Source organism: Kitasatospora misakiensis (genome assembly GCF_042656005.1).
GTDB lineage: Bacteria > Actinomycetota > Actinomycetes > Streptomycetales > Streptomycetaceae > Kitasatospora > Kitasatospora misakiensis.
On sequence record NZ_JBHSOF010000001.1, the window covers coordinates 344,514 to 360,992 of the forward strand.

General features: G+C 75.2%; 12 protein-coding genes. 2 read left to right on the top strand and 10 right to left on the bottom strand.

Annotation, left to right across the window (positions count from 1 at the left end; translation table 11 throughout):
• Positions 1-14 precede the first annotated feature (14 nt).
• From ACFP3U_RS01395 to ACFP3U_RS01410, 4 genes are all read right to left on the bottom strand, one after another.
• Positions 15-1,619, bottom strand: coding sequence for an esterase/lipase family protein (locus tag ACFP3U_RS01395; protein ID WP_380223192.1), 1,605 nt, complete (start codon positions 1,617-1,619; stop codon positions 15-17).
• A gap of 131 nt (positions 1,620-1,750) precedes the next feature.
• Positions 1,751-2,725, bottom strand: coding sequence for a prolyl aminopeptidase (gene pip, locus ACFP3U_RS01400; protein WP_380223193.1), 975 nt, complete (start codon positions 2,723-2,725; stop codon positions 1,751-1,753).
• 121 nt (positions 2,726-2,846) lie between these two features.
• A complete protein-coding gene (locus tag ACFP3U_RS01405) occupies positions 2,847-3,665 on the bottom strand; it encodes a lysophospholipid acyltransferase family protein (protein WP_380223194.1) in 819 nt (272 codons plus the stop codon).
• Complete coding sequence (locus ACFP3U_RS01410; RefSeq protein ID WP_380223195.1) at positions 3,662-4,549, bottom strand: GNAT family N-acetyltransferase; 888 nt, start codon at positions 4,547-4,549, stop codon at positions 3,662-3,664. Before ACFP3U_RS01410 ends, ACFP3U_RS01405 begins: the two co-directional genes overlap by 4 nt.
• Before the next feature lie 280 nt (positions 4,550-4,829).
• On the opposite strand from ACFP3U_RS01410, the gene ACFP3U_RS01415 reads away from it, so the two are divergent.
• A complete protein-coding gene (locus tag ACFP3U_RS01415; RefSeq protein WP_380223196.1) occupies positions 4,830-5,240 on the top strand; it encodes a hypothetical protein in 411 nt (136 codons plus the stop codon).
• Between the two features lie 34 nt (positions 5,241-5,274).
• Here the strand turns inward: ACFP3U_RS01415 and ACFP3U_RS01420 are convergent, their stop codons facing one another.
• Positions 5,275-6,654, bottom strand: a complete 1,380-nt coding sequence (locus tag ACFP3U_RS01420; protein ID WP_380223197.1) for a serine hydrolase domain-containing protein — start codon at positions 6,652-6,654, stop codon at positions 5,275-5,277.
• Positions 6,655-6,926: 272 nt separating this feature from the next.
• Between ACFP3U_RS01420 and ACFP3U_RS01425 the strand changes: the two genes are divergently transcribed.
• Complete coding sequence (locus ACFP3U_RS01425; RefSeq protein ID WP_380223198.1) at positions 6,927-8,240, top strand: YhgE/Pip domain-containing protein; 1,314 nt, start codon at positions 6,927-6,929, stop codon at positions 8,238-8,240.
• Between the two features lie 42 nt (positions 8,241-8,282).
• Here the strand turns inward: ACFP3U_RS01425 and ACFP3U_RS01430 are convergent, their stop codons facing one another.
• From ACFP3U_RS01430 to ACFP3U_RS01450, 5 genes are all read right to left on the bottom strand, one after another.
• Complete coding sequence (locus ACFP3U_RS01430) at positions 8,283-9,626, bottom strand: M1 family metallopeptidase (RefSeq protein WP_380223199.1); 1,344 nt, start codon at positions 9,624-9,626, stop codon at positions 8,283-8,285.
• Positions 9,627-9,779: 153 nt separating this feature from the next.
• Positions 9,780-13,829, bottom strand: a complete 4,050-nt coding sequence (locus ACFP3U_RS01435) for a Pls/PosA family non-ribosomal peptide synthetase (protein ID WP_380223200.1) — start codon at positions 13,827-13,829, stop codon at positions 9,780-9,782.
• 406 nt (positions 13,830-14,235) lie between these two features.
• Positions 14,236-15,102, bottom strand: a complete 867-nt coding sequence (locus ACFP3U_RS01440) for an NmrA family NAD(P)-binding protein (protein ID WP_380223201.1) — start codon at positions 15,100-15,102, stop codon at positions 14,236-14,238.
• A gap of 89 nt (positions 15,103-15,191) precedes the next feature.
• Complete coding sequence (locus ACFP3U_RS01445) at positions 15,192-15,665, bottom strand: hypothetical protein (protein WP_380223202.1); 474 nt, start codon at positions 15,663-15,665, stop codon at positions 15,192-15,194.
• Positions 15,666-15,775: 110 nt separating this feature from the next.
• The gene (locus ACFP3U_RS01450; RefSeq protein WP_380223203.1) at positions 15,776-16,297 is read right to left on the bottom strand and encodes a MarR family winged helix-turn-helix transcriptional regulator; all 522 of its coding nucleotides are present in this window, start codon (positions 16,295-16,297) and stop codon (positions 15,776-15,778) included.
• Positions 16,298-16,479: the final 182 nt, after the last annotated feature.

Consider the following 16,479-nt stretch of genomic DNA (forward strand, 5'->3'; position numbering starts at 1 on the left):
GGGTGCCTGAGGCCTCAGCTCCAGGGGTCGACGGTGAGCCGGATCCGGGCGTCGGGGCCGAGGATCGGCCGGGTGGTGGCCGGCAGCGCGATGTGCGCGAGCCAGGCCTCGGCCCGCGGGTCCTCGTCCGGCAGCGGCGGGCCGGTCGGGTGGAGGTCCCGGATCGCGCCGCTCACCTCGGAGTTCCAGTGCGCCCAGGCCGCCGGACGCGGGCCGTTGGTGTCCACGTCGACGATCAGGGTGTCCGAGAAGTCGGCGGTCTGCTCAAGGTGGTCGCCGAAGCCGAAGAACCCGTCGTGCTCCCTGAGGCCGAGCAGCCGCAGGTCCAGCGCGAACCGCACCGGCTCGGCCGCCCCCGGGCGGTCCGCGTCCGCCGGCGGGCGGTCCGCGTCCTCCCGGCGCGGGAGCAGCCTGCTGGCGAGGAACGCGGTGGCGAGTTGGACGGCGCCGTCCCCGGCGGTCCGGGCGCGCCGGGTGGTCGGCGCCGGGTCGGAGAGCTGGATCGGGCACCAGTGCGAGGCGACCCGTTCGTGCAGCAGGACGGCCAGTCCGCGGACCTTGAGCCGCACCTCCGCCTGCCAGGTGACGTCCTTGTCGCCGTCGGGCAGCCGCACACCGACCAGTTCGGCGCGGGCCCGGAGGTCGCCGAACAGGAAGCGCCGCAGGTTCTGGTAGCCCTCTTCGGAGTTGACCAGCCCGTACTGCCCGCTGTGGCTGCGGTAGGTGAAGGCCCGGTTGGAGCCGGTGACCTGGGCGTTCTCGATCTGCACCAGCCCGTCGCTGCGCGGGCCGACCGCCGCCGCCGAGAGGCCGTGGGCGACGTCGTAGTCGGCGGAGTTCGTGCCGATCATGCAGAACACCCGGTCGAGCGGGAACCCGCCGGCCGCGTCCTCGGCCGTCCCGGTGCCGTCGTCGTCCGGCATGTCGACGGCCCGCCAGTCGTCCGGCGGCCCGTCGGGGTCGGGGTCCGGCGTCAGGTACTGGTACATCCGCTCGGGCCCGAAGATGTCGGAGCCGTTGAAGTTGAAGGTGTCGCGCAGCGCCTCCGGGATGCCGAAGCCGACCGCGAAGCTGATGCCGCCGTGCGGCGTTCCGTAGGTGAACAGCTTCGACACGTAGTCGGTGGCGCGCCTCCCCTTGCGCTGCTCGGGGATGATCTTCTGGAGCAGGCAGCGGCAGATCAGCCCGCCCATCGAGTGGGCGACGAGGTTGACCCGCGGTGCGCCGGTCTTCTCCTGCAACTGCTCGATCAGCCGCAGCAGGTCCTCGGCGGCCCGCTCCAGGCCGAAGGACTCGGGTGAGCCGCCCCAGGTGCCGGAGCAGCGGTCGTAGAAGCGGTGGATCCAGACGCTGTCGGGGGGGATGTCCTTGGCGTGGTGGTCCAGGTAGGCCTGCTGACCGCCCTCGACGAAGACGTGGTAGCCCTCGTCGGTGAACAGCCGCAGTAAGGGGCTTTCGAACTGGTAGAAGACGGGGGAGTCCTGGCGCCCGACGCGGACGTGCGTCGAGCCTTCGTTGAACCCGTAGAACGGATCCGTGACGGCCTTCTCGATCCCGGGGGTGCCACCGGCGTATCCCCGGACATAGACGATCGGGAGTCTGGCGGACGGCGTGCTCATGGCCGGCCTGCCCTCTCCGCGGCCGGTACCGGTCGGCACCGGCCGACCCGTTGACGTGGGAGCTTCTTCCCTCCAGTGTCGGGGCCCGGAGGCCGTCTGTCACCCCTTGTGTCCTTACCGTTGATAACCCGTCACTGCCCGTGCCCGGCTGGCTCGGCGAAGCGCTCGATCGCGGCGAGGACGGCGGCCCGGGTGGCGGGGGACCCGGTGTGCCCGGAGTCCTGCACGACCGTCAGCTCGGCGTCCGGCCAGGCCTTCGCCAGCGTCCACGGCGTCTCCAGCGGGCCGCCGAGGTCCAGGGCGCCGTGGATCAGCACGCCCGGGATGCCGGCCAGCCGGTGCGCGTCGCGCAGCAGCTGGTCGGGGGCCAGGAAGGCCCGGCGGGAGAAGTAGTGCGCGGTGATCCGGACGAAGGCCGTCAGCGCGTCGGCGGGCCGGGCCGAGTAGGCGTGCGGGTTGCCCTGCGTCTCGTGGGCGATCACCGCGTCCTCCCAGGTCGCCCAGGCGAGGGTGGCGGCGTGCCGGACGTCCGGCACGGGGCTGTTGAGCAGCCGGTCGTAGGCGGCGAGCAGGTCGCCGTCGCGGTCCTCGGGCGGCAGCGCGTCGCGGAACGCCTCCCAGGGGCCGGGCAGCAGTCGGCCGACGCCCCGGTAGAGCCAGTCGATCTCCTCCGGCCTGGTCATGGTGACGGCGTTGAGCACGATCTCCGACACCCGCTCGGGGTGCGCCTCGGCGTAGGCGAGGATCAGCGTGGAACCCCACGAGCCGCCGAGCATCAGCCACCGCTCGATGCCGAGGTGTTCGCGCAGCCGCTCCAGGTCGCGGACGAGGTGGGCGGTGGTGTTGTGCTCCAGGCCGGTCGCCGGGTCGGCGGCGTGCGGTTCGCTGCGGCCGCAGCCGCGCTGGGAGAACAGCACGAGGTGGTAGCGCTCGGGGTCGAAGTACGCCCGGTTCCCGGCGTTGAGCCCGGAGCCCGGACCGCCGTGCACCACGACGGCGGGCTTGCCGGCCGGGTTGCCGGACGCCTCCCAGTGGATCCGCTGGCCGTCGCCGACGTCCAGCAGGCCCTCCGCGTACGGCTCGCCGACGGGGTGGAACGCGGTCATCCGGGTGCCTCCTCGGTCTCGCGGCGCGTGCGGGCGCGCCCGCGAGACTAGCCGCTGAACCGGTGGTGGTCGAACGGATTCGGCCGCCCACGGTCCACGCGTAAGGCAGCGCCCGCGCCGGTCAGCGGATGCCCTCCACCGCGCCCTGGGCGGCGCGGGCCAGCTCCTTCCGGGCCGCCCAGGGGCGGGCCGGGTCGACCGGCGGGGCCGGCACCGGCGGGCGGAAGCTCAGCTCGGCGACCAGGCCGCGGACGGCGACCACCCGGGTGAGCGAGGTCAGCAGGTCGTCCTCGCCGACGAAGGCGGGGGCGCTGGTGGGGCGTCCGTCGGCCAGGCGGTAGCGGATCGAGACCGGCTGGACGGCGGCGCCGGACCGCACGGCGGCCTCGAAGAAGGCCGGCCGGAACCGCCCGCTCTCCCGGCCGCACCAGGTGGACCCCTCCGGGAAGACGATCACCGGGTCCCCGGCCCGCAGCCCGGCCGCCACCTCGGCGACGGTCGCCGGCAGGGTACGCAGCCGGTCGCGGTCCAGCAGGACGGTGCCGCCCCGGGAGAGCAGCCGGCCGAGCACCGGCCAGTCCCGCACCTCGGTCTTGGCCAGCGAACGGCCGGGGCGGGCGGCGGCGATCAGCGGGATGTCCAGCCAGGACACGTGGTTGGCCACCACCAGGACCCCGCCCCGGCCGGCGGGCGCCGGGCCGGGCACGATCCGCACCGCGACGCCCAGCGCGCCGAGCAGCCCGCGCGCCCAGCACCGGGCCAGGCGCTCGCGCGGGCCGCGCGGCAGCAGCCGCGCCGGCGGGAGGAGCGCGACCCCCACCGTGAGCACCACCAGGCAGCCCGCCAGCCGCAGCACCCGGCGGGGCAGGGCGACGGTCGGCGCCGGGTCGGTCAGACAGGCCTCCGGGGTGCAGGAGGCCGTCGGCAGCCAGACGCTCATGAGCCGACCGGCCCGGCGTCCGCCGCACCCGGGACGGCCGCCGGCGAGGCCGCCGCGCTCACCCCGCCCACGCCGGAGAGGAAGTGCCGCAGGTAGCGCGGGTCGGTGCGCTCCAGCGACAGCAGCACGTACAGGTCGGCGCAGTCGAAGTCCGGGTCGAGCGCGGGCGCGCCGCAGACCCAGGCGCCCAGCCGCAGGTAGCCGCGGAGCAGGGCCGGGAGCGGCGCCCGCTCGGCGCGCGCCACGCCGGTGGCGTCCCAGGGACGGTGCGGGGCGACCCGGTACTGCTCGGGGGCGAGGTGCTTGGCGGCGACGGTGTCCCAGACCCGGGCGGCGGTGGCGCCGCCGTCCTCCAGGGAGATCGAGCAGCAGCCGCCCACCCAGGTGTTGCCGGTGTCGGCGAGGTAGCGGGCGATGCCGCCCCACATGAGGTTGATGACGGCGCCGTTGCCCCGGTGCTCGGCGGCGATGCAGGAGCGGCCGAGCTCGACCAGCCCGTCCCGCAGCGGCGCGAGGTTGCCGAGGTCGAACTCGCCGTCGGAGTAGAGCCGGCCGGCCCGGCGGGCGGCCTCGGGGCGCAGCAGCCGGTAGGTGCCGACGACCGCGCCGTCCTCGCCCTCGCGGACGAGCAGGTGGTCGCAGAAGTCGTCGAACGGGTCGACGTCCAGCCCCGGGACGGTGCTCTGCAGGGTGGCGCCGAGTTCGTCGGCGAAGACCTGGTGGCGCAGCCGCTGGGCGGCGCGGACGTCGGCCTCGTCGCGGGCCAGGGCGACGGTGTAGACGGCGGAGGCGGAGCCGGACGCGGCGGCCGGGCGCGCGGCGGGCACCGCGGTGGCCCGGCCGGGGGTGACGACGGTCGGGGCGTACGTGGGGACGGTGGTCATGGGGGACCCTCCAGGGCGGCACGGACGACGGCGACCACGGGGTTCCGTGGCACCGGCCCGGCCGGACCCGTACGGTCGTCGGGTCTGCGAGCCGGCACCCGTATGTCTCTCCAAGTCGGCTGGCGTCCACGTTGCCGTTCGGGGGAGCGCAGATGTGCACCTGCTGAATGCGACCACCCGACGTGTGCGGGACACCTGTTGGGCACCGGAGCGCCGTCCTATCCTCCGCTGCATGGGGTGGAATCCGGGGGCGGGACTCTGGCGGAGCTTCGCCGGCGACATGACAGACGTATTGGCGTGCCAGGCGGCGGCGACGGGCGGACTCGCCGTCGTGTACGTGCTGGCGAGGGCGGTCGGGCTGGCGCCCTCGCCGTGGTGGTGCCTGGTGGTGGCGATGGCGGTCGCCCTGCACCTGGTCGGCGAGCGCTGCTGGGAGGACGACCGGCGGCCTCGGACGGTGCTGGTGGCGCTGGCCGTGGCGCTGGCGGTCGCGGTGGCGCCGTACCTGGTGCTGGGCGCGGCCTCGGGGTGGGCCGAGGCGCAGGCGGCGGACACCTACGCCTCGGGGGCGATGGCGGGCGGGCTGCTGCTCGCCGGGTACGTGGTGCGCGCCGTGCACGCGCTGCGCAGCGGCGCGTACCCGGCCCGCCCCGGCGTCACCCCGGTGCCCGGACCGGGCGCGGGGGGATAGCGGGCCGGGCCGTGACGCGCCGCAGAGGCTGGGTTCAGTACGCCTGCCACCTCTGCGGGTCGACGCCGCCCGGGACGGCCCCGGCCGGTTCGTAGGGCTCCCGGGTGAACACGAAGGAGCCGATGTCCAGGTGGCCGACCGAGCCGTCGGCGGCCCGCACCACCCGCAGGGTCTCGCCCGTGTAGTAGCCGTCGAGGCCGGTCCAGGTACCGTCCGGCTCGGCGCGGAAGCGGGAGGCGCGCCCGCCGCGGCCGAGCACCGACAGCTCCAGTCCGCGGTCCGCCGTGAGCCGCAGGGCGTGCGGCGCGGCGCCCCAGTACCAGGGGCCGGTGAGGGCGAGGAGCTGCTCGTCGACCTCGGACAGCGGGCGCCAGGGCTCGGGGATCCGCGGCTCGTGCTGCGCGGTGAGGGCGATCAGTTCGGCGGCGACCTGTGCGGTGTTCGGGCCGTTGGTGGCGTTGGAGAAGGCGATCGCGGCCAGGCCGTCCGCCTCGCTGACCCAGAGCCCGGCCGTGAAGCCCGGCATCGAGCCGGAGTGCCCGTGGAGGATGCGGCCGTCGTGCCGGACCAGCTGGAGGCCGAGGCCGTACGTCACGGTCCAGTCGTCGGCCACCGGGCCGACGGCGGGGCGGCGCATCTCGGCCAGGGTGTCGGCGGACAGCACCTTCTCGTGGCCGCCGGCCAGGAAGGCGGCCCACTTCGCGAGGTCGGCGACGGTGGACCAGAGCTGTCCGGCCGGGGCCATCAGGCCGGTGTCGGTGAGCGGCTCGGGCAGCATCACGTCGGCCCACGGGTGGACGGCGAAGCCGCCGGCGTGCGGGTGCTCGGGGAGCAGCCCGGTGCGGTCCATGCCGAGCGGCTCCAGGACCTCGCGGCGCAGCACCTCGCCCCAGGGCTCGCCGCGCAGCCGCTCGACCAGCGCGCCGAGCAGCGCGAAGGTCGGGTTGGAGTAGTGGTGCACCCGCCCGGTCGGATGCCGCAGCGGCCGCTCGGCCTCCAGGAGGTCGGCGAGCTCGGGGCGCAGCGCGCCGTCCGTCCGCTCCCACCACGGGCCCGGGGTCTCCGAGGCGAGGCCGGCCGAGTGCGAGAGCAGCTGGGCGACGGTGGCGCCGTCGGCGGGCGTGCCGGGCAGGTGGCGCCCGAGCGGGTCGGCGAGGTCGAGCAGGCCCTCGTCGCGCAGCCGCAGGACGAGGACGGCGGCGAAGGTCTTGGTGATCGAGCCGATCCGGTACTGGACGTCCGTGGTCGGCGCGTGGCCGTCGACCATGCTGCGGGCGCCGCTCCAGACCAACCGCCCGTCCCGGAGCACGCCGGCGACCATCGAGGGGGTGCGGCCCTCGGACTGGGCGACGGCCAGGCGGTGCAGCAGCGCGCGGCGGGTGGTGGGAAGCAGCTCGTCGAACAGGTCGGTCATCTGGATCCTCTGCTGCGGTTCGGGAGGTCGGGCCCGCGGTGCCACGGCATCGCGGGCCCAACCTAGTTCGTCCCCGTCCGTCCCTTCCAGCCATTTTCTCCCGGTCGCGGGCCGGGGTGGACGGGCCGGGGCGCAGGGGGCCGGGGTGGACGGGCCGGGGTGTAGGGGCCGGGGTGTACGGGCGGGCGGGTGACCCCGGCGGCGTGGCGCCGTCCCGCGTCACCGGGCTCCTCCTAGGGTCCGTCTGACCGCCGACCACCTTACGGAGCGTCATGCCCTCCAACCCCGAGCCGACCCTGCCCGAGCCGCGCCGGCCCGAACCGCCCACCGGCGTCAAGGCCCGCCGGGTGCTCCGCAACCCGAGGATCTGGGTCGTCCCGGGCGTCCTGGTCGGACTGCTCAGCCTGCTGATGTCGCTGCTCTACCTCGGCGGCATCCTCGACCCCCGCGGCGACCTGCACGACCTGCCGATCGCGCTGGTGAACACCGACCGCGGCGCCACCGTCGCCGGGCAGCAGCAGAACCTCGGCGAACAACTCGTCACCGGCATCGCCACCGCCCCCGGGCAGGGGGACGCGGTCTCCTGGCGTCAGCTCGACGAGGCGACGGCCAAGGACCAGCTGGCCTCCGGGAAGATCTACGGGGCGCTCCAGGTGCCGCCGGAGTTCACCGCCAGCGTCGCCGCCCTCGGGGGCACGAGCGAGCGGCCCGCGCGCCCCACCGTGCTCCAGTACACCAACCCGGGCGTCGGCAGCCTCGGCTCCTCGTTCGCCGCCCAGATCGGCCAACAGGCCGTCCACCAGGCCTCGCTGGCCCTCGGCGGCAAGCTCGCCGCGCTCCCGCAGGCCCAGGGCCTGGACAACGCGGCGCGGCTGCTGATCTCCGACCCGGTCGCCGTCACCACCACGGTCGGCCACCCGATCGGCAAGCGCAGCGGACTCGGGCTCTCCGCCTTCTACTACACCCTGCTGCTGGTGCTGGCCGGCTTCTTCGGGGCCAACATCATCGGCAACGGCGTCGACGTCGCGCTCGGCTACGCGGACAACGAGGTCGGCCCCTGGCGGGCCCGCCACCCGGTGGTGCCGATCAGCCGCACCAGCACCCTCGCCGTCAAATGCGCGATGTCGGTGGGCCTGTCGCTGCTCACCTCGTCGTTGATCATGCTGGCCGCGGTGGTGGTCCTCGACATGGACGCCACCCATCTGCCGCTGCTGTGGATCTTCTCGGTCTGCGCCAGCAGCGCGGTCGGGCTCGGTGTCCAGGCGATCAACGCGGCCTTCGGCGGCCTGGGCCTGCTGATCAGCATGTTCGTCTTCATCGTGCTCGGCCTGCCGTCCTCCGGTGCGACGATCCCGCTGGACGCCCTGCCGTCGTTCTACCGGTTCCTGTCGCTGTTCGAGCCGATGCGTCAGCTCACCGACGGGGTCCGGTCGATCCTCTTCTTCGACGCGCAGGCGGACGCGGGCCTGACCCGGGCCTGGGTCTGGATGGCCATCGGCACCGTGGCGGCCCTGCTCTTCGGTTTCGCGATGACCCGCTACTACGACCGCAAGGGCCTGCACCGGACCGTTCCCGAGCTCGCCTGAGCCCGGGAACGGCAGCCGGCCGGTGAACCCGCTGAGGCCCGGTCAGCCCGGCGGGAGCGGCGGCAGCTCGGGCCGCCACAGCCAGGCCTCGAACAGCCCCTCCAGCGGCGTCCGCGCGTACCGGGCCGCGTGCGCGAGGAAGTCCGCCGTGGTGACCACCCCGTGGCGGTGGAAGCCCGCCCAGTCCTTGAGCATCCGGAAGAACGCGGCGTCCCCGAGCGTCAGCCGCAGCGCGTGCACCACCAGACCGCCGCGCTGGTACAGCCGGTCGTCGAACATCAGCTTGCGGCCCGGGGCGGCCAGCCGGAGGTCCTGCGGCCGGCCGGCCAGCAGCCGGTGCGCGTACCCGGCCCGGGCGGCGGCCGACGGTCCGCCCGCCCGCTCCGACCAGAGCCACTCGGCGTACTTCGCCAGACCCTCGTTCAGCCAGATGTGGCTCCAGTCGCGGATCGACACGCTGTTGCCGAACCACTGGTGCGCCAGCTCGTGGGCGATCAGCCGCTCCCGCTCCCAACCGCCGCCCAGGTGGTTGGTGCCGAAGGTCGCCACCCCCTGCGCCTCCACCGGGACGTCCAGCTCCTCGTCGGCGAGCACCACGGTGTACTCGCCGAACGGGTACGGGCCGAAGACCTCGCCGAAGTAGGCCATCATCCTGGGCTGGCGCCCGAAGTCCGTCGCGAACGAGCCGGCCAGCCGCTCCGGCACGAAACCGGTCTGCGGCACCTCCGGGTGCTCGGCCAGCGCCACCGGCCGGTAGTGGCCGATCGAGACCGTCACCAGATAGGTCGAGGTCGGCGCGGACTGCTCGTACACCCACGTGGTGCTGGACGAACCGGTGGTGCGGGTCAGCAGCCGGCCGCCCACCACCACGGTGTACGGCGACGGCGTGGTCACCGCTATCTGGTACGTCGCCTTGTCCGCCGGCCGGTCGTTGCACGGGAACCAGGACGGCGCCCCGACCGGCTGGCTGGCCACCAGCGCGCCGTCGGTCAGCTCCTCCCAGCCGAGGCCGCCCCACGGGCTGCGGACCGGCCGGGGGTTGCCGGTGTAGTGCACCTCGACGGTGAACGCCGCGCCCGCCGGCAGCGCCTTCGCCGGGCGCACCCGCAGCTTGCCGGCCCGGTGGGTGTAGCGGGCCGCCTTGCCGTCCACCAGCACCCGGCCGATCCGGAACTCCGCGAGGTCCAGCGCGAACTCGTTCAGCGCGGTCACGGCCACGGCGCTCAGCCGGGCCGTACCGCCCAGCCGGTTGGGGCCGGGCCGGTAGTCCAGCGCCAGCTCGTACCGGTGCACCCGGTACCGGGGATCGCCGCTGTTCGGGAAGTACGGATCCGGCGGGGTGACGGGCTGCGGGGGCTGCGGGGACTGCGCCGGGCTGGGGTTCACCGGGTCGTACGCTCCTGGAACAGGGGGATGGGCGGGGCCGGACGGTCAGGACGGTCAGGACGGTCAGGACGGACAGGGGACGTAGGTCGGGGACGGTGGACGCCGGGGGGCCGGCCGGGGCGTAGTACCCCGGCCGGCCCCCCGGGACGGCGGTCAGGACGTGGCCTGCCACACCTCGATCGGGTTGCCGAGCCACCGGGAGTCGGCGGGCACCGACTCGGCACGCATCACCAGCGAGGCCGGACCGAGCGTGCTGCGCGCACCCACCGTACTGCCGGGCAGCACGATGCCGCCGGGCCCCAGGGTGGCGCCCTCGCTGAGGACGACAGTATCCATCCGCATGATCCGGTCGTGGAAGAGGTGGGTCTGCACCACGCACCCGCGGTTGATCGTCACCCCGTCCCCGAGCGTGACCAGGTCCGCCTCCGGCAGCCAGTAGCTCTCGCACCACACGCCGCGCCCGACGTGAGCGCCCAGCGCGCGCAGCCACAGGTTCAGCACCGGGGTGCCCGGCACCGCGCCCACCAGCCACGGCACCGCCAGCACCTCGACGAAGGTGTCCGCCAGCTCGTTGCGCCACACGAAGCCGCTCCACAGCGGGTGCTCCACCGCCCGGAACCGGCCGACCAGCAGCCACTTCGCCGCCACCGCGACCGCGCAGGCCACCGTGCCCGCCGCCAGCAGCACCGGACCGGACAGCAGCGCCGCCGCCACCGGGGACCACGCGACGGCCAGCCAGGACAGCACCGCCAGCGTCAGCGCGCCCAGCGCGCCCGAGGCCAGCACCGGCAGCAGCCGGGCCACCTCGACCAGCCCGCGCGCCCACAGCAGCCGCGCCGGCGGCTCGTACGTCAGGCTCTGGTCCGCCCGGTCGGCCGAGCGCGGCAGCCGCACCGGCGGCATGCCCAGGTACGAGCCGCCCTTCTTCGCCTTCGCCGGCGTCGCCGACAGCACGCCGACCAGGCCGCGCTTGGGCACCGAACGGCCCGGCGCGGTCATCCCCGAGTTGCCGAGGAACGCCCGGTCGCCGACCTTCGCCTCGCCCAGGCGCACCCAGCCGCCGCCCAGCTCGTACGGCGCCATCAGGGTGTCGTCGGCCAGGAACGCGCCGTCGCCGACCGTGGTCAGGCTCGGCAGCGCCAGCACCGTCGACACCTCCGCGTGCCGGCCGACCCGCATGCCCAGCGCCCGCAGCCAGAGCGGCGTGACCAGCCCCGCGTACAGCGGGAAGAGCACCTCCCGGGCCTGGTCCATCAGCTGGGTGACCGTCCAGGCCTGCCAGCCGACCCGGCCGTGCAGCGGATGGACGCCGGGCCGCAGGCCGATCGACAGCAGCCGCACCGCCGCGACCAGCTGCGCCGCGTACACCACCCCGAACGCCAGGGTGGCCGGCAGCAGGCCGAGCAGGGCGCCGCCGAGCGCGCCGCCCAGACCGGCCGACGGGTCGACGAACGGGGCGAGCACCGTCAGACCGGCCACTGCGGGCAGCAGCGGCAGCAGGCTCAGCGCCGTCCCGCTCAGGCCGTACAGGGCGGACCAGCGGGCCTGGCGGGTCGGGCGCTCCTTGGGCCAGCTCCGCTCGGCCCGGCCCAGCTTGACGGCGGGCGCGCCGCCCCAGAGCTGGCCGGTCGGGACGTGCCCGGTGACGCTGGAGCCGGCCACCACCTGGGCCCGCTTGCCGATCCGGGCGCCCGGCAGCAGGGTCGACCGGGTGCCGACCACGGCGCCCGAACCGACCTTGAGCTGCCCGACCACCAGCCGGTCGCCGTCCAGCCAGTAGCCGTTGAGGTCCACCTCGGCCTCCACCGCGCAGCCCCGGCCCAGCTTGAGCATGCCGGTGATCGGCGGCAGCGCGTGCAGGTCCACCTCCTCGCCGACCTTGGCGCCGAGCGCCCGCGCGTAGCGCACCAGCCAGGCGCCGGAGAGCGAGGTCGCGCCGCTCACCTCGGCCAGCCGCTCGGCGGCCCAGAGCCGCAGGTGGACGCCGCCGCCGCGCGGGTAGCTGCCCGGGCGCAGCCCGCGCAGCAGCAGCCGGGCGCCGCCGGCCCCGAGGGCCAGCCGGCCCGCCGGGGTGAACAGCACCGCCGCGCCCGCGCCGACCGCCCACCACGAGGCGGTCGGCGCCCAGGCGTAGCCGTCCAGGTGCGAGAGCAGGTTGCCGAGCGCCAGCAGCGCCACCGACCAGCGCAGCCCGACCACGGTGAACAGCGGGATCAGCAGGAGCAGCTGGAGCAGCTTGGCCCGGGTCGGCACCGGCTCGACGGTCCGGGCCTCGCCGGTGCCGGTCGCGGTGCCCTCCAGATGCCGGGCGAGCTTGCGCAGGGTCGGCTGCTGGTAGATGTCCAGCACCGCCGCGTTCGGGTAGCGGGTGCGCAGCAGGGTGGTCAGCCGGGCGGCGGCCAGGCTGCCGCCGCCGATCGCGAAGAAGTCCTCCCGGGCGCCGCTCACCGGCACCCCGAGGATCTCCGTCCACTGCTCGGCCAGCCAGGCCTCGGTGCCGTACAGCTGCTCGGTCGGCCCGGCGGACTCCAGGTCGGGCAGCGGCCAGGGCAGCGCGTTGCGGTCGACCTTGCCGGAGGTGCGGGTGGGCAGGGTGTCGACCGGTGCCAGCAGCGGGACGAGCGCGGCCGGCAGCTCGGCGCGCAGCCGCCGCACGGCCTCCTCGCGGTCCCAGCCCTCGCCGGTCACCAGGTAGCCGACCAGCAGCTGGTTGCCGCCGCGCGCGGTGCGCACGGCCGCGGCCGCACCGGCCACGCCGGGCAGGGCCTGCAGCGCCGCGTCGACCTCGCCGAGCTCGATCCGGCGGCCGCCGAGCTTGATCTGCTCGTCGGCCCGGCCCAGGAAGAGCAGGCCCTCCGGGTCGGCCTGGACGAGGTCGCCGCTGCGGTAGGCGCGCTCCCAGCCCATCGAGGGCAGCGGGGCGTACTTCTCGGCGTCCTTCTCCTGGTCCAGGTAGCGGGCCAGGCCGACACCGCCGATCACCAGCTGGCCGGTGCCGCCCGGCGCGACCGGCTCGCCGGACTCGTCGACCACGACGAGGTCCCAGCCGTCCAGCGGCAGGCCGATCCGCACCGGGCCCTCGCCGGTGAGCAGCGCCCCGCAGGCGACCACGGTGGCCTCGGTGGGGCCGTAGGTGTTCCACACCTCGCGACCCTCGGTGACGACGCGCTGCACCAGCTCGGGCGGGCAGGCCTCGCCGCCGAAGATCAGCAGCCGGACCTCGTTCAGCGCCTCGGCCGGCCAGAGCGCGGCCAGCGTCGGCACGGTGGAGACCACGGTGATCTCCTGCTCGGCCAGCCAGGGGCCGAGGTCGGCGCCGCTGCGCACCTGGGAGCGGGGGACGGGCACCAGGCAGGCGCCGTGCCGCCAGGCCAGCCACATCTCCTCGCAGGAGGCGTCGAAGGCGACGGACAGGCCGGCCATCACCCGGTCGCCGGGGCCGATCGGCTCGTCCTGGAGGAAGAGCGCGGCCTCGGCGTCGACGAAGGCGGCGGCGTTGCGGTGGGTGACGGCGACGCCCTTGGGGCGGCCGGTCGAGCCGGAGGTGAAGATGATCCAGGCGTCGTCCGCGGGGGTGGGGCGGTGTGCGTCCGGTGTCCGGTCGGCGAGCGGCTCGCGGGTCGGGGCGGTTTCGTGGGCGGGGCCGGTTTCGTGGGACGGGCCGGCTTCGGTGAGGGTGAGCGCGCGCTCGGCGCCGAGTACGGCGGCGACGGCGGCCTCCTCGAAGACCAGCTGGGCGCGCTCGTCCGGGTCCTCGGCGTCCACCGGGACGTAGGCGGCGCCGGCGGCGAGCACGGCCAGGACGCAGACGTAGAGGTCGTTGGTGCCCGAGGGCACCCGGATGCCGACCCGGTCGCCGCGGCCGATGCCGGCGGCGGCGAGGCGGCGGCGCAGGTGCTCGACCTCGGCGGCCAGGGCCCGGTAGCCGAGGACGGTGCGGCCGTCGTCGAGGGCGGGCTCGGCGGGGTGCTGCCGGGCGGTCGCGTCGAGGATGTCGATCAGGGTGCGCGGGGCGGGGGCCGGCCGGCCGGGGTAGCGGGCCTGCTTCTCGGCCGCTGCGTCCGGCTCGGCGGTCCCGGCCGCCGCGGGGTTCCCGCCGGGCTCGGCCGTGCCGGGGATGGCGTGGGCGGTGGCGTCCGGGGCGGTGGCGACGCCGTCGGTCGGTGCGCCCTGGCCCGTCTCCCGGCTGGCTTCGGCTGTCATAGGTGCGGTGTGCTCCTTGGTCTCGCCCCGTCCCGATCGATCTTCCGGCCCTTGGGGGCGGTGGGAGCACTCGCCTTGAACCGGGTGATCCCACTCCGGGGCCGGAGCGGACAACCCAACCGATGGTAGCCCTGCGCGGTGAACGGCACAGTGGCCGACACTCCACTCAACTGGCCCTGGAGTGGCTGAATCTGACGGACCATCAGGTCACAACTGAGGCGCCATCGATCGGACGTGACGGACCGTCAGTCGTTTTGACGGTCCGTCAGGTCGATTTTCCGACCGTGACCCATGCCACATCCGGAGCCGCTCCCACGGGGTGACGGGCCCGCCGCGAGGGGTGCGGCGGGCCGTCGGGCCCGCGTCGGGGCCGCGTACGGGGAGCGCCGGGACCGCGCGGACGGGGTCAGCGGAACCGGTCGAGATGCTCCCGGAGGAATGCTTCCAGGGTACGCGGAGCGCGCCCGATCAGCCGGGACGCGGCATCGTCCGGGGCCTCCGGGCGCTCGACGGCGAGCCGCTGGATCTCGACCACGTGGGCGGCCAGCCAGTCCGGCATCCCGGACCGGGCGACCAGGTGGGCGTGCAGCTCGGCGGGCGGCAGGTCCACGTACCGCACCGGACGGCCCAGCAGGGTGCCCAGCAGCCCGGCCAGCTCGGCGTGGCTGTAGGCCCGGCCGCCGGTCAGCGGGAGGGTGCCGCCGGCCGCCCCCGGCTGGGTGAGCACGGCGGCGGCGACGTCGCCGATGTCCCGGCAGTCGACGTAGTTGCACCGGGCCGTGCCCATCGCGCCGTGGATCACCCCGGCCGCGGCGACGCCGGGCGCGAGCAGCAGCAGCTTCTGCATGAACGCGTACGGGCGCAGCACGGTCGCGGGGAGGCCGAGGGCGCGCAGCCGCTCCTCGATGAGGTGGTGGCCGCGCGAGACGGCGACCGGGGAGTCGGGCTCGGCGGCCGGCGCGGAGACCTTGACGACGTGCTCCACGCCCTGGAGCACGGCCAGGTCGACGGCGCGCAGCTCGTGCTCGACCTGCCGCGGACCGTTCGCCATGGTCAGGAAGAGCCGGGTGGTCCCCTTGAGGGCGGCGCGCAGCGAGTCGGGGTCGTCGGCGTCGGCGGCGACCGCCTCGACCAGCGGGCGGGTGCGGCCGTCGAGGCCGGCCAGCAGGCGGTCGGGGTCCCGGCTCAGGGCGCGGACGGGGACGCCCTGGGCGGTGAGGCTGCGCAGGGCGGCGCCGCCGGTCGCGCCGGACGCTCCCATGACGGTGATCACGCGGGGTTCACTCCTCGGTTCGGTCGGTGGTGGGTGCCGGGTGGTTCGGTGCGCCCGGTTCAGTGCGTGCGGTGTCAGTGCGCGCGGTGTCAGTGCGCCCGGTGTCGGCGGGGGAGCGACGCGCGCCAGCGCCAGGTGGTCATGGTCGCCGCGATCGCGGCGGACAGCGGCAGGTCGATGCGCAGCCGGCCCGGCCATGGGCTGTCGGCGAGCGCCGGGATCCGGGGCAGCAACTCGGCGCCCGCCCAGCCGACGGCCAGCGCGACGGCGGCGCAGCCGAGGCCGAAGGCGGGCGCGAGCAGCGGGACCGGCCCGCGGGCGGCCCAGGAGTCGGCCGAACGGCGCCGGTGCCGGGCGCCGACCAGGACGGCGACCAGCGCCGAGGTGCCGGCGATGGTGGTGACGGCCGCGATTCTGAGCTCCGACTGGCCGGTCGCGAAGCCGCCGATTCCGGCCATGACGGCGGGCGCCACGTAGGCGATCAGCACCTCGCGCCAGAGGACGAAGCGCGGCGGAGTGGTGGTGCCGGGCGCGGTGGTTCGCTGCTCGGTTCTGCTGGGCATGAGTCGTCCTAGTGATTAGGAGGCTAATTATTAGTGGTCAGGTGGCTAACTACTGGGGCGTGAAAGGGCCGGTTCGGCCGACCGCCGGTCGGACGTCAGTCGGTCGGGCGTCAGTCCTCGGTCAGGGCGGAGATGCCCTCGACCACCCTGGCCAGCAGGTCGAGGAAGACCGCGCGCTCCTCGACCGAGAGGCCGTCGACCATGGCCTGCATCCGTTCGAAGTGCTCGGGTGCCATGTCGCGCAGTCGCTGGGCGCCGCGCGCGGTCAGGACCACCACGTTCCCCCGCCCGTCCTCGATGGACGGGCGGCGGGCGACCAGGCCGTCCCGCTCCAGCCCGTCGACCAGGCCGGTCACGGTCGCCCGCGAGACGCCGAGCGAGGTCGCGAGCCGGGAGGGCGACTTCTCGCCGCCGTGGTCCTCCAGGTCGGCCAGCAGCCGGTAGCGGCCGGTGGACAGGCCGAAGCGCGCGAAGTGCGCCTCGGCGGCCTGTCCGAGCCGGGCGCCGGCGGTCATCAACCGGGCCGCGACCAGGATCGCCTGCGGGTCGGCCGCCAGGCCGTACCGGGAGAGCTGTCGGCGTGCCTGGTCGAGCGAGGGTGCGCCGTCGCCGGCCTCGTGCTGCTGAGCCATGAAAGTAATATGGCGCCTAACCTGATCGATCGTCAAGGCGCCCGGCCGGGGCGGCCTCGGGCGGACCGTCGGACGTCCCGGGCGCGGGCGGTGTTTCCCGCGCCTGTGGGAAGTCAGGCGGCCCCGTGGCGCAATTCGTTCGCATACTTTCACATGAACTTGCGCCTGGCTCGTTCTGTCGG